Here is a 14101-nt window from a genome sequence, read left to right as displayed (position 1 = left end):
CCGGCAAACGCCGCATTTAATGGATGGCTTCTTCCCGGATCCAGTCGTAACCTTTTTCTTCCAGCTCCAGGGCCAGGTTCTTATCGCCGGTCTTGACGATCTTCCCATCGCTCAGCACATGCACAAAGTCGGGTACTATATAGTCGAGCAGGCGCTGATAGTGGGTGATGATGATAAAGGCATTCTTATCACTGCGCAGCTTGTTCACACCGCGGGATACAATACGCAGGGCATCGATATCCAGGCCCGAATCCGTTTCATCGAGGATGGAGAGCTTGGGCTCCAGCATAGCCAGCTGGAAGATCTCGTTGCGCTTCTTCTCGCCTCCGGAAAAGCCTTCGTTCAGGGAACGGTTCACCAGCTTGGCGTCAAACTCCACCAGCTTCTGCTTTTCTTTGGAGAGGGCAAGGAATTCCTTGGCGCTCAACGGCTCCAGGCCTTTATAGGTCCGGATTTCGTTCAGGGCTGTTTTCAGGAAGTTGATATTGGATACACCTGGTATCTCGATAGGATATTGAAAAGCCAGGAATACGCCTTCACGGGCACGATCCTCCGGCGACATGTCGAGCAGATCTTTACCATCAAGCGTAACGCTGCCCTGGGTCACTTCGTAATTGGGTCTGCCGGAGAGCACGGAAGCCAGCGAGCTTTTACCCGCGCCATTGGGTCCCATGATCGCATGCACTTCGCCCGGTTTCACTTCCAGGTTCAGGCCTTTTAAGATTTCTTTTTCTTCGACTCCGGCGTGGAGGTTTTTGATCGATAGCACTTACTTTAATTTATGGATTAAGTTTCAGTTTCAAATTCAGACAGAGGACAGTCTTCCGCAAAATTTAGCCAACACTGCCTTCCAGCGATATCGCCAGCAGCTTTTGCGCTTCCACGGCAAATTCCATGGGCAGCTTGTTCAGCACTTCTTTGGCGAAGCCGTTTACGATCAGTTCTACTGCTTTCTCGGTATCGATACCCCTGGCGTTGAGGTAGAAGATCTGGTCTTCGCCTATCTTGGAGGTGGTGGCCTCATGTTCCAGGGTTGCGGTATTGTTCTTCGATTCGATATAGGGAAAGGTGTGTGCACCACAACGATCGCCGATCAGCATGGAATCGCACTGGGTAAAGTTGCGCGCGTTTTCCGCTTTGGCGCCGATCTGCACCAGGCCACGGTAGCTGTTCTGCCCGTTGCCAGCCGAGATGCCTTTGGATATAATGCGGCTACGGGTGTTGGCGCCCAGGTGGTACATCTTGGTACCGGTATCTGCGATCTGTTTGCCCTTGGCTACGGCCACACTATAGAATTCGCCATAGCTGTTGTCGCCTTGCAGGATCACGCTGGGATATTTCCAGGTAATGGCCGAACCGGTCTCTACCTGGGTCCAGGAGATATGGGAGTTCGCCCCTTTGCACACGCCGCGCTTGGTCACGAAATTATACACGCCGCCTTTACCTTCTTTATCGCCGGGATACCAGTTCTGAACGGTCGAGTATTTCACCTCGGCGTTGTCCAGCGCCACGATCTCTACCACGGCGGCATGCAGCTGGTTCTCATCCCGCATCGGCGCGGTACAGCCTTCCAGGTAGCTGACATAAGCGTCCCTGTCGGCAATGATGAGCGTGCGTTCAAACTGGCCGGTATTGGCCGCGTTGATACGGAAGTAGGTGCTCAGCTCCATAGGTGAGCGTACACCAGGCGGAATGTATACAAAAGAGCCGTCGGAGAACACAGCAGCGTTCAATGCCGCGAAAATATTGTCGGAATGCGGTACTACAGTACCCAGGTATTTCTTTACCAGCTCGGGATGCTCCTGCACCGCTTCGCCGAACGAGCAGAAGATGATGCCCAGCTTTTTCAGCTCTTCCTTATAGGTGGTCGCCACCGATACGCTGTCGAATACTGCATCTACAGCCACACCGGCCAGGGTCTTCTGCTCGGAGAGAGGAATGCCCAGCTTTTTGAAGGTTTCCAGCAGCTCGGGATCTACCTGGTCGAGGCTTTCATATTTGGCTTTCTGCCTGGGTGCAGCATAATACGAGATCGCCTGGAAGTCCATTTCCGGCATCTTGAAATTTTGCCAGGCAGGTAATTCCATCTTCTGGAAGGCGCGAAAAGCCTTCAGCCGCCATTCCAGCAACCACTCGGGTTCATTCTTCTTTTTGGAGATAAAGTGAATGGTTTCCTCGTTGAGGCCGGGCGGCAGGATATCCATCTCAATGTCGGTAATAAAGCCATGTTCGTACTCTTTACCGGCAATTTCCTCTAAAAATTCAGTACTGTTTTCCATAATTACTAAGCCCGAATCAAGGTGTCCCCTGATTTAGTCTGCAAAGGTACGATCAAAAAGCCGCAATGCGAAAGACTAATGATAAAAGGTTTCTATGCGGAAATTAAGATAACAGTAGATATCAAAGAATAAAAGAAACACATCTAATGCAAATAAAAATGAATTAAAATACTTAACATTGTGATCTGTTATCCATATCTATCCCATGAATTACCACCGCTTTCTGCGGCCGTTTCTGTTTGCTTTGGGCTACGGCATTTTGTTTTACGGGCTGCAATTCTTCCTGGTAAGAAGCCGGGTCTTTACGGTAATGCCCGGAGCGTCGAACCTTCTCTCCTGGGATGCCGTGTTCTATGACCGGATACGGCAACATGGGTATCAACCCGGTAATGACAGCGGCGGCTTCTTCTTTCTTTTTCCCCTGTTGTGGCGTATCAGCATGCTGAACACTTGGGGGGTCATATGCCTGAATATCGTCCTGTTCGCTACCGGTTTTTTCCTTCTGACCAACCTTCTGCGTGAGCGCGACAAACAATTCTGGCTTTTATGGCTCACCTTACCTTCCCTTTATTTTGTGTTTGTGCCTTATACAGAGGCTTTATTCTTCCTGCTAGGGGTATCGCTGCTCTATGCGCTGCAACAGCAACGATACAAGCTGCTGGCCTTGCTGCTTGTCCTCATCACGGTGACAAGGGCCGGGGGCTTGTTGTTGCTGCCGGCTTTTTTTATTATGGAAATAGCGCGCCGTCCCCGGCGGGAATGGTGGTGTAGCCTCAGGCTGGCCTTGCTTCGTTACGGATTACCAGGACTTATCGGCCTGTCACTGTTTGTGTGCATTCAATTTTACCAGACGGGTGTCTGGTTTTATTACTTCAAGGTGCAATCTACAGTATGGTACCATGTGCTCTCTCTTCCCCGGCTGCCGTTTAATAATATCGAGCAGGGCGACTGGCGCTACCATTGGCTGAACGCCCTAGCCATGCTGGCCGCCACCACAGGCTTTATATGGCTGCTCGTGCAGGCCCGGCGCTGGTATTGCAATATACCTCCGGCATCGCCGCCGATATTGGTCAGCTGCGGCTACCTGGTCGTCGCCGGACTTACTTTGCTGTTCACCAACCCTAAGTTTGGTAGCGCCGGCACCAATATTATGGGCGCCAATCGCTACATTGTATCCTCACCATTCTTCCTTGTTTTCCTGCATCATTTTGCCCGAAAAACCCGGAAAGCAAGTACTATAGCAGGTTTCCTGGCACTGGCCCAGATCTTCTGGGCTCTGTTCGGCGCTTACGCCGGATGGAGCCGCTTCCTCGTCACTGCTGTCCCCGGCAATATGTTGATCCTTGCGTTTATGCTGTACACCGGCAGGAGGCAGTCTGCCTGGCTATTGACCCTTATCGTGGCTTTTGATATGTTGATGCAGCTATGCCTGTTTCAACAATTCATCGCCCCCTTATACATGGATTGAAGGGCTTAGCCGATCGCGTTAGGCGGCACAGGGGGTAGGTTATCAGGAAAATACAGATCTGACAGCCGGATAAATTCGTCGCCGCGCATAAAGATGCTCATATCCACTTCATCGAAATTCTTCTTACCGCAGGCGGCCAGCAGCTCCATTGCGGCGTGAAGTGTATTGTGATGAAAATGGCGTACGCGGTCCTTCTTCTCTCCGACTACCAAACCCTTCATCAGCATCTTATCCTGGGTAGCTACACCTGTAGGACAAACATTGGTATTGCAGCGCAGGGCTTGTATACAGCCCAGCGAGAACATAAAGCCCCTGGCGCTGTTGCACATATCGGCGCCCAAAGCCAGGGCGCGCAGCAGGGAAACAGCCGAGAGTATTTTACCGCTGCAGATGAGGTGCAGCTTATCCCGTATACCCAGGCGAACGAGGGTTTGCTGCACAAAAATGAGCGCAGGCTCCAACGGCATGCCCACGGCGTCGGAAAATTCGAGCGGCGCCGCACCGGTACCGCCTTCTGCGCCGTCAACCGTGATGAAGTCGGGATAAATACCCACACGGTTCATTTCTTCACACAACTCTGTAAACTCGTCGACCTTACCGATGCACAGCTTAAAGCCCACCGGCTTGCCGCCGCTCAGCTCGCGCAGCCGGGCAATGAAAGCGACCAGGCCTGCGGCATCGGAAAAAGCAGTATGACCTGGAGGAGACAGCACATCCACATGCGGATCGATGCCCCTGATACGGGCAATGGCCTCGGTGTTCTTGGCAGCTGGCAGCACGCCGCCATGGCCGGGCTTGGCGCCCTGCGAGATCTTGAGCTCGATCATTTTCACCTGCGGTAATGCTGCTTTTTCCCGGAATTTTTCGGCATCGAAATTTCCCTCCGCTGTCCGGCAGCCGAAATAGCCGGTGCCGATCTGCCAGACTACATCGCCGCCCTGCAGGTGGTAATCCGTAAGACCACCTTCGCCGGTATTCTGGTAGAAGCCGCCTTCCTGCGCTCCTTTATTAACGGCCATCACAGCATTGGCGCTCAATGAGCCGAAGCTCATTGCCGAAACATTGAACAAGGAGGCGGAATAAGGCTGGCTGCACTGCGGTCCGCCCACAGTAGTGCGGGGCAGCTCCTTCAGCACGGGCGCGGGATAGATGGAATGCCGCAGTCCTTCATAGTCCGCAGTATTAACCTCCAGCTGGGTGCCGAAAGGTGTAGTGGCATCTATGTTCTTGGCGCGTTGATAAGCCAGGGCTCTTTGCTGGCGGGAAAAGGGCCGCCCGTCGGTATTGCGCTCGATAAAATACTGCTGCAGCTCGGGGGAAATAAATTCAAAGAAATACCGGAAATAACCCAGCACCGGGAAGTTGCGCAATATAGTGTGGTGTGGCTGCGAAGCATTGGCAATGCCGATCAGGAGCAGGATACACAGCACCACCGGCAACCACAGCCAGGCGGGATAAAACCAGCACAGCACAACCGATGCCAGGCAGAGCGGGATCATTACCCGGAAAAAGAGCGTTCTCATAGGCCATATCTTTAGCTAAAGATAAAAAATACAATTGCTAACGAAAAGTGATACCACATTTCCTAATAGATTAATACCGGGTTGAGGACATTGACTACGGCATATACCGGGACTATCTTCGTTACAGGCCTGACTGTGTTATGGGATCAAGCGAAAAAGTTGGTGGATTGGGAAAAAGAATCAAGCGTGAAAGTTGGGGGATACAATATAGGTGTGTTCCTGATGAAAATCCGGAGCATCAGTTCAGAACCCAGAGGATGGAACGCTTCAGTGCTTATGGGTGAGCTTGTACTGCAGCTGTGCGGCCAGGCCGGTCGGGACGCGTAGCGACCTGAACGGCGGCTGGATGTATATTCTTAGCAACCCTGGTTTTGCTCCTACGGAGCAATTTATGTTTGTTCCTATTGGCGCTACAAACGTTCGGCTCCTAAGGAGCCCTATATCGCGGGTAGCTACAGGATCACCTGTAAACCTTCCCGATCCTATGGGACCGGGAAAGTTTGAGTATAAGCAGTATGGGCCGGACTGCGCTATCTTGTCCTTTTGTAATGATTGAAGCCCTCATAGTCTCCTTCCCGTACACCTCTTGTAACCCCCAGATTTTCCGCTTGATCCTGCATTATGATTATGCAACATTAAAACGGCATCCAGGAAGAGGAGCCCTTCGTATTAGCCACTCTGATCACGGAATAGGCGAATCGCTCAACATTCCCAAACATAAAAATGCCCGGGCCTATTTCCCGGGCATTTTCAATTTCTTTCGGATGCGGATCAGAGCTTGATCACTTCATCAGTCTTCTTATCGAAGAAGTAGTATTCGGTAAGCTGATAATTGTTGTCTATGTGCAGCTCCAGCCATACCCCATGTTTACGGTACCATTTCCACTGCAGCGAGCGCCAGAAGCCTTTATCCTTCAGGTAGGCGATCAGCATGGGATGCGCGCTCAGGCGCAGCTTGCGGTGCCCCTGGTTAATGAGGTACTGGAAATCCTTTTCCAGCTCATCGGTAATGAGAATGGAAGGTCCGATCTTACCGGTGCCTTTACAGCTGGGACATACCTCAGCAGTGCTGATGTGGATCTCGGGACGCAGCCGCTGGCGGGTGATCTGCATCAGACCAAACTTCGATACCGGCAATATGGTATGCCGGGCCCGGTCATTGACCATGAGCTCGCTCATGGCGTCGAACAGCTTACGCTTGTTGTCGGGCAGCTTCATATCGATAAAGTCGATGATGATGATACCGCCGATATCGCGCAGGCGCAGCTGGCGTGCGATTTCCTCAGCCGCTTCGAGGTTGGTCTTCAGAGCACTCTCTTCCTGGTTACCATCAGCTGCCCGGGTGCCGCTGTTCACGTCGATCACGTGCATAGCCTCGGTATGCTCGATAATAAGGTAAGCGCCGCTGTTCAGGTTTACAGTCTTGCCAAAGGCTGCTTTTACCTGGCGGGTAATGCCATAATGATCAAAAATAGGTTGACCGTTATGATAAAGATTGACGATTTCTTCTTTTTCCGGGGCTATGCGGGAAACATATTCCTTGGTTTCCTGCAGAATACCCTTTTCGTTGACTACAATGCGCTGAAAGCTTTCGTTCAGCAGGTCGCGGAGGATGGAGGTGGTTTTGGCCTGCTCGCTCATAATACGCTTGGGCGGCTTGGCATCTTTAAGATTTTGCTGGATCGTCTTCCACTGGTTAGCCAGGTCGGTAAGATCGGCATGCAGCTCGGCGGTATTTTTGCCTTCGGCTGCAGTACGCACGATAACGCCGAAGTTTTTTGGCTTGATGCTTTCCACGATCTTTTGCAGGCGCTTACGCTCTTCTCCCGAATGGATCTTGCGCGATACCGATACAAAATTATTAAAGGGGGTAAGCACCACGAATCTTCCCGGGAAGGAAAGCTCGCAGCTGAGGCGGGGGCCTTTGGAGGAAATGGGCTCTTTCAGGATCTGGACCACGATCTCCGGCTTCTGGTTGAGCACGTCGGTGATCTTGCCTGTTTTGAGTATCTCCGGCTCGTTTTGAAATTTACCGAAATCAAAGCCTTCAGGGTTATTGTTCCTGATGGCTGTCTGGGTAAACTTCAGCAACGACTTGATGTAGGGACTCAGGTCGGTATAATGTAGAAAAGCATCTTTTTCGTATCCAACGTCTACGAAAGCAGCGTTCAATCCCGGCATCAGCTTTTTTACCTTGCCGAGATACAGATCGCCGACAGCAAATGCCGAATTATTATGTTCGTAATGAAGCTCTACGAGTTTTTTATCTTCAAGAAGCGCAATTTCCACACCATCAGCCGACGCATTGATTATCATTTCTTTGTTCATGATATCTTTTTTGTCGTTCTGTCAAAATACTGTCGCCTGTCTTTACTGGAAAGTAACAGGCGCAGGGTTAGCTATTGGCACGCTACTGCATAACTTTATGGTCTCCCGGCCGGCGTCGGCTTCTGAAGAAGTCTGATCCGCGATAGGCGGCCGGGCAGGTTATGACTAAAAAAATGTAAACCCGACATCAGGCTCGGAAGAGCCGGAAATCCGGGTTAGCATTTTATATTCAGCATAAAACCAGCTGTTGGCAACGGGTTCGTCCCAACAGCGCTTTATGTGGCGTACTTATTTCTTCTTGCTCTTATGGCGGTTCTTCCTCAGGCGCTTCTTGCGTTTGTGCGTTGCGATCTTATGACGTTTCCTTTTTTTACCACTTGGCATAGCTCAAATAATTTTTTGTTGTTAAAAAAATGATTTTTATAAAGTACTTTTTACAGTCTTTCCGTTTTCATACTTCCGGGCACGGGCCTAGAAGGTTTTCATGTACTCATCCACTTCTTTGCTGAAAGCGGGGTTGCTGACAATCCTTTTTGCCTCGGTCAGCAGCTCTTTCGCCTTGGCTACATCGCCTTTACGACGATAGGCTTCGGCCATAAACCAGTAGGCTTCGACGTTCTCCTTGTCTACACCGAGGATGGTTTGTCCTCTTTGTATGGCTTTATCCAGCTGCCCCGATTCTACCGCCATCCGGCCCAGGATCAGGTTGGCAGGAATGTTGGTGGAATCTTTCCGTACGATGGTCAGCAGCTGCTCGATGCCTTTCATCGTTTCTCCGGTACCGGCAATATAAATCTCTGCAAGATCAATGCGGGTGGTATCGTTGTCGGGATTCAGCCCGATCGACTGCTGATAACAGGCGATCGCTTCCTCAGCCATCCATTGTCTTACATGCGGATCGCGTTCTTCATGCAGCTCCTCTGAAAACAAATGGGCGGCAAAGTTCAGCTTTTTCTGTGAATTTTCCAATTTTCCCGATTTTCCGAAGTAATGAGCAGCGATGGCACGGTTTTTATACTGCTGCCACAGCTTGCCCAGGGCCTCGTAAGCCAGGATCTGCTGTTCTTTCACATCACCCCTGGTAACGGCATTTTCCTGGCGGACGATATCGGCTTGCGCTGCGGGCGACAACTTCCGCTTGGCCGCAACAAGCAGACTGTCGAAGTTAGCCGGTGTGGGGATATTGAGACCAGCGGCCTGGCGTTCGCCGGGTGTGCCGCCTTCCGCCATGGGGCCGGCCGACTTTTCTTTTTTGGGGGCAACGGTATTGCCGCCGAAGTAAAGCAGCCCGGTAAGCGCCAGGGCAGCTGCGATAACGATATAATGTAGAGGCTTCAAATGCAGAAATTTGCCGCGAAGTTACGGAAGCAAATCGGTCTGCCGGCGGAGATCAGCCGGTTTAGCTAATTATTTACGGCCGGTATAACCCTATAAGGGTTTGAAACCCTTATAGGGTTATACCGGCTGCCTTCGCTGCCAGGCTCATTTCCTTAATCAGCGAGGGATCCTTTTCGATGGCATTACCGACAACGACTACCTGTGCGCCGGCCTGGCAGTTTTCGTATACTTTCTCCGCCGTACGGATACCGCCGCCGATAATCAAGGGGATATCGATATTGCTGCCGACCTTTCTTATCATTTCGCTGCTGATGGGGTATTGCGCGCCGCTACCGGCATCCATATAGATCACATGCTTGCCTTGCAGCTCCCCGGCCCAGGCGGTGCACAGGGCCACATCGGGCTTATTGGCGGGGATAGGCGCCGAGTGGCTCATATAGGAAACCGTGGTGGGTACGCCGCCGTCAATTACCATATAGCCGGTGGAGATCACTTCGAGGCCGCTGGCCTTGATACTGGGCGCCGACACTACATGCTGGCCGATCAGCAAGTCGGGATTCCGTCCCGAGATCAGCGAGAGGTACAGCAGCGCATCGGCGCTGGGCGATACCTGCGCGGGACTGCCGGGGAACAGTACTACAGGAATGTCGCTTTCCTCTTTGAATTGGCGGATGCATTGATCTACATGCGCCGTAACCATAATGCTGCCACCTACAAAAATGAAATCGACTGCCGCTTCATTGCATAACCCTGCAGTGCGTTTTATGGCATCGGGCGTAATGCTATCCGGATCGATCAGTACGGCAAAGGCATGACGATGGTCTGCTTTTAATTGTTGTAAGCGGGGATAAACCGTACCTGGGCGCATGGGCATAACATATTGAGCAGACCCCGGAGAAATCCCCGGGGTCATTCTTTAAAGATTTACTGCAAACTTAGCTCTTCTTTTTCAACTCATCCCTTATTTCTGTCAGCAGAACATCGGTAGAAGAGGGCGCAGGCGGCGCTGAAGGCTGGGCTTCTTCTTTGCGTTTAAGACTATTGATCCCTTTAATCATAAGGAAGATCACAAAGGCCAGGAGCAGGAAATTGATGGCTACCGTAATAAAATTACCGTAGGCAAAAATCGAGGCATCAGGTACTTTCCGGGCGTCGGCCAGTGCCATTCCGGGCGTTACGCCCGGGGCGCCCTTTCCAAAGGCGAGATACATGTTGCTGAAATCCGGCTTGCCGATAATGGTAGCAACTAACGGCATGACCAGGTCGTTGACCACGCTGTCGATAATTTTGCCGAAGGCGCCGCCGATGATCACACCGACCGCCAGGTCCATAACGTTGCCTTTTACGGCAAACTCTCTAAACTCTTTAAAGAATCCCATAGTTTTTTATTTTTGGCGTCAAAGATAAAATATGCATTGAGAAATAATTTATTCTCAAAGATTTATTTTACGAAGAAACTGCCTTTACCGGGCGTGTCTTCAGTTCCTAAAGATAAAAAATATATCTTCTTCCGCCTCCTATAGGGGTAAAAGCATCAAAAGTTGTCTTGATATAAATGCAAACATTACCGCAAGCGGCTATCTTTGAGGGGCAAAGCGCACAAATGTACATGGATATAAACCCTACCGGAATTTCAGAGGCAGCGTTTGAACAGGTTTTTAAATCTCATTTTAAGGCCCTGCATGCTTATGCCTGCACTATACTCCAGGAAGAGGCCATGGCCGAAGAGATCGTACAGCAGGTCTTCTTCAAGCTATGGGAAAAAAGGGACCAGGTCAACATACAGCAATCGCTGAATGCCTACCTCTATCGCTCGGTGTATAACGAATGCCTGAATTACCTGAAACATAAAAAAGTGAGAAAAGCACATCAATCGCATACCCTGTACACCGCCGGCACCGCTTCGGACCAGGTATCGCGCAAGGTAATTGCCCGTGAGCTGGAAGAGAAGATCGCCGATGCGCTGAACCAGCTGCCGGAACAATGCCGCACCATTTTCCAGATGAGCCGTTTCGAAGAGCTGAAATACCGCGAGATCGCCGACAAGCTGAACCTTTCGGTAAAGACGGTGGAGAATCAGATGGGCAAGGCGCTCAAGATCATGCGCATGCAGCTTGTCGAATATTTACCGGTGTTGCTGCCCCTGATAACGGGTATTGCCATTATGATGAAGACTACCATTGCCTTATAGAAATGAGGATCAAAGTATAAACTGTGAAGGCTGATAATTAATTAATAACATGGATGAACTTTTGGTGAAATATCTTTTGGGTGAAACTTCGGCCGATGAAGAAAGAATGGTGCTGGAGTGGATCAACGCAAAAGAAGAACATAAACGGTACTACGACCATTTCAAAATGATATGGGAGCAGAGCCGGACGCTTGCCGCCACAAGCACCGTAGATGAAGAGCAGGCCTGGATGCGCTTCAAGGCGAAGAGAGAAAGCCTGCAGCGTAACGAGGAGCAGATATACGAGGAGCAGGACAATAATAGCCAGGATAACACCGTTGTCTTTATGCCGGCCAGAAAACGCCGCTGGACAAGCATAGCGGCAGCCGTGGCCTTATTGATCACCGGGAGCCTTGCAGCCTATTACTTTATAGGGTTGCAACCAAAGGAGATCGTGCTGGCCTCGTCCGACAAAGTGCGTACAGACACCTTGCCCGACGGCTCGGTAGTTACCTTAAACAAAAACTCTACATTAGCCTATGCAAAGGACTTCAACACCAATACCAGGGCAGTAAAGCTAACCGGCGAAGCATTTTTCAACGTGGCGCCCAACAAGCAGAAACCTTTTGAAATTAGTGTAGATGAAGTAAAAGTACAGGTAGTGGGCACCACCTTCAATGTGAAGAACGGTGCCGAGCAAACGGAAGTCGTAGTGGAGACCGGCATTGTTAACGTGGGTGTTTCGGATAAAAAAGTAAGGGTGCTCCCGCAGCAGAAAGTGGTCGTGCATAAAAAGGAGAAAGCCCTGGATGTGCAAAAAAGCCAGGACGATCTATACAACTATTACCGGACCAAAGAATTTGTATGCTATAAAACGCCTTTGTACAAGCTCGCGGAAGCGCTCAACAGCGCTTACGATGTGAAGATCGTGATCCCTGAGGAACGGGTACGCAATCTTACGCTGAGCACTACCTACAGGAATATTTCGCTGAACGAGATATTGGGCCTGGTGACCAAACAATTTAACCTTAGCATCGAACAGAAAGACGGGGAGATTATCCTGAAATAAAGGAATACGTGGCGAGAGAAAAAGGATTGGCACAGCGCAAGCGGTGCCCGTCTTTTTGCTGTTATACCGGTGCCCTTTTCCGGCGGCATGTCTGCCCGACGGGAAATTAACAATAGCTTTGCCCCCATGATCAAACCCTACAATGCTTTATTTCTCTTTTTACTTTGCACTATCCTGGCAACAACAACCTACGGACAAGGGATGCTGCAGCGCCGCATCAGCCTTCAGCTGCGGAACAAGCCGGTAGCCGAGGTGCTGAAGCAGGCGGAAAAACAAGCCGGCTTTTATTTTTCCTACAGCAATGATATGGTGAAAAGCGACAGCATGGTTACCGTGTCAATAAAGAACAAACCGATAGCCTCCCTGCTGGAAAGTCTTTTCGGTAATCGTTACCAGTATATTGAAAGTAACGACCATGTGATCATTCAGCCAGCGCTTTCTTACCAGTATTGGTATGTAAGCGGCATGGTCGTCGACAAGAATACAGGAGAACCGGTAAGCTATGCCACGGTATACGAGCGTCAGCAGCTTATTTCCACCATGACCGATGAGCACGGCCGTTTCCGGCTGCAGCTAAAGGAACGCAAACCCATTGCCAGCATCAGCATCAGTAAGGTTTCCTACGCCGATACGCTCATTATGCTTTCCGGCGATCAGCCGCAGGACATACAGATCAGCATCCAGCAGATACAGTACACGCTTGATTCCGTCGTGATCTCGGGTGTCGAAAAAAACTGGCTGGCCAATATCATGCTCTCATCCAAGCAAACGATGAACAGCCTTAACCTCAATAATTTCTTCGCCAAGCAACCCTTCCAGTTCTCGCTTACACCCGGCCTGGGCTCCCATGGCCGCATGGGTGCACAAATGATCAATAAATTTTCCTTCAATGTATTCGGGGGCTATACTGCGGGAGTCAATGGTTTCGAGATCGGTACCTTGTTCAACATTGTCAAGCATGACATGAAATATGTCGAGATCGCCGGCCTGTTCAATATCGTCGGTGGCAGGGCTTCAGGCGTTCAGGTAGCAGGTCTGTACAATTCAGTGCTGGACAGCCTCAGCGGCATACAGGTGGCGGGCCTTTCGAATATCGTGGCCCGCGACGCAAAAGGCATCCAGGTTGCTGGCATCTATAACCATGCCCTGAACAGCAAAGGCATCCAGATCTCCGGCATCGGCAACATTACGGTAAAGCACGCCAGGGGCGTCATGGTGGGCGGTATCTTCAACAGCACGCGGAATATGGATGGTGTGCAGATTGCGGGCATTGCCAATGTGAATGTCAAGCGGAGTTCGGGCGTGCAAATCGCGCCTATAGCCAATGTTACAGCCCGCGAAATGAAAGGCATCCAGATCTCGGCCATGGTCAACCTGGCGCAACGGCTCAAAGGCACCCAGATCGGCATTGTCAATATCGCCGATACTTCCGATGGCTATAGCATCGGCTTTTTCAACTTTATCCTCCATGGCTATCACAAGCTGTCGGTCTCTACCAGCGAGCTGCAGCATGTTACACTGGCTTATAAGTCGGGCAACCGGAAGCTGTACAGCATTCTTATCGGCGGCTTCCAGCTGGACAACAAGCAGAAGGCCTATTCTGTCGGCTATGGGCTGGGCAGCGATATGCCCTTTGGCAAAAAAGGCTTCTTTCTCAATCCCGAACTGACGCACCAATACATCTATGCCGGCAACGATGAACAGCAAAGCCTGCTGGCAAGGCTGCAGATCAACATCAAATACCGCATCGGCAAGCTCTGCTATATTTATGCCGGACCGGCCTTCTCGATCCTATATGCCAAACAAGTGGCCATACCGGAAGGCTACCGGTCGGATTTCATTAACGGCTACCCTTCCGTATCCTTCGGCAGGGAAGTGACGGGATGGCTGGGCTGGAATATAGGCGTGGACTTGTTTTAAGCAACG

At 50.8% G+C, this 14101-nt stretch carries 11 protein-coding genes; 4 read left to right on the top strand and 7 right to left on the bottom strand.

What is annotated here, in order from left to right:
• Positions 1-16: 16 nt before the first annotated feature.
• On the bottom strand, positions 17-769 hold the full coding sequence (gene sufC, locus DZC79_RS05825; protein WP_118950618.1) for a Fe-S cluster assembly ATPase SufC: 753 nt from the start codon (positions 767-769) through the stop codon (positions 17-19).
• A 64-nt stretch (positions 770-833) separates the two neighbouring features.
• Entirely contained in the window at positions 834-2279 is a 1446-nt protein-coding gene (gene sufB, locus DZC79_RS05820) for a Fe-S cluster assembly protein SufB (protein ID WP_118950617.1), read from the bottom strand.
• A 205-nt stretch (positions 2280-2484) separates the two neighbouring features.
• Between sufB and DZC79_RS05815 the strand changes: the two genes are divergently transcribed.
• Positions 2485-3747 carry a hypothetical protein gene (locus DZC79_RS05815; RefSeq protein WP_118950616.1) on the top strand — a complete coding sequence of 421 codons (1263 nt, stop codon included), beginning with the start codon at positions 2485-2487 and terminating at the stop codon, positions 3745-3747.
• Positions 3748-3752: 5 nt separating this feature from the next.
• Here the strand turns inward: DZC79_RS05815 and DZC79_RS05810 are convergent, their stop codons facing one another.
• The 5 genes from DZC79_RS05810 to mscL form a co-directional block, all read right to left on the bottom strand.
• Complete coding sequence (locus tag DZC79_RS05810; RefSeq protein ID WP_118950615.1) at positions 3753-5270, bottom strand: FMN-binding glutamate synthase family protein; 1518 nt, start codon at positions 5268-5270, stop codon at positions 3753-3755.
• 771 nt (positions 5271-6041) lie between these two features.
• Positions 6042-7598 carry an Rne/Rng family ribonuclease gene (locus DZC79_RS05800; RefSeq protein ID WP_118950613.1) on the bottom strand — a complete coding sequence of 519 codons (1557 nt, stop codon included), beginning with the start codon at positions 7596-7598 and terminating at the stop codon, positions 6042-6044.
• A gap of 471 nt (positions 7599-8069) precedes the next feature.
• Positions 8070-8936: a tetratricopeptide repeat protein gene (locus DZC79_RS05795; RefSeq protein WP_118950612.1), complete on the bottom strand. Its 867-nt coding sequence runs from the start codon at positions 8934-8936 to the stop codon at positions 8070-8072.
• A 109-nt stretch (positions 8937-9045) separates the two neighbouring features.
• The gene (locus DZC79_RS05790) at positions 9046-9804 is read right to left on the bottom strand and encodes a geranylgeranylglyceryl/heptaprenylglyceryl phosphate synthase (protein WP_118950611.1); all 759 of its coding nucleotides are present in this window, start codon (positions 9802-9804) and stop codon (positions 9046-9048) included.
• Between the two features lie 67 nt (positions 9805-9871).
• Positions 9872-10315, bottom strand: a complete 444-nt coding sequence (gene mscL / locus DZC79_RS05785; RefSeq protein WP_118950610.1) for a large conductance mechanosensitive channel protein MscL — start codon at positions 10313-10315, stop codon at positions 9872-9874.
• Positions 10316-10545: 230 nt separating this feature from the next.
• Between mscL and DZC79_RS05780 the strand changes: the two genes are divergently transcribed.
• From DZC79_RS05780 to DZC79_RS05770, 3 genes are all read left to right on the top strand, one after another.
• Entirely contained in the window at positions 10546-11127 is a 582-nt protein-coding gene (locus DZC79_RS05780; protein ID WP_232831765.1) for an RNA polymerase sigma-70 factor, read from the top strand.
• A gap of 49 nt (positions 11128-11176) precedes the next feature.
• Positions 11177-12175: a FecR domain-containing protein gene (locus tag DZC79_RS05775; RefSeq protein WP_118950608.1), complete on the top strand. Its 999-nt coding sequence runs from the start codon at positions 11177-11179 to the stop codon at positions 12173-12175.
• Positions 12176-12301: 126 nt separating this feature from the next.
• A complete protein-coding gene (locus tag DZC79_RS05770; RefSeq protein WP_157976953.1) occupies positions 12302-14095 on the top strand; it encodes an STN and carboxypeptidase regulatory-like domain-containing protein in 1794 nt (597 codons plus the stop codon).
• Positions 14096-14101 lie beyond the last annotated feature (6 nt).

The organism is Taibaiella helva (assembly GCF_003545695.1).
GTDB classification, from domain to species: domain Bacteria; phylum Bacteroidota; class Bacteroidia; order Chitinophagales; family Chitinophagaceae; genus Taibaiella; species Taibaiella helva.
The sequence above is the reverse complement of the archived record's forward strand: the minus strand, read 5'-3'. Positions and strand labels throughout refer to the sequence as shown.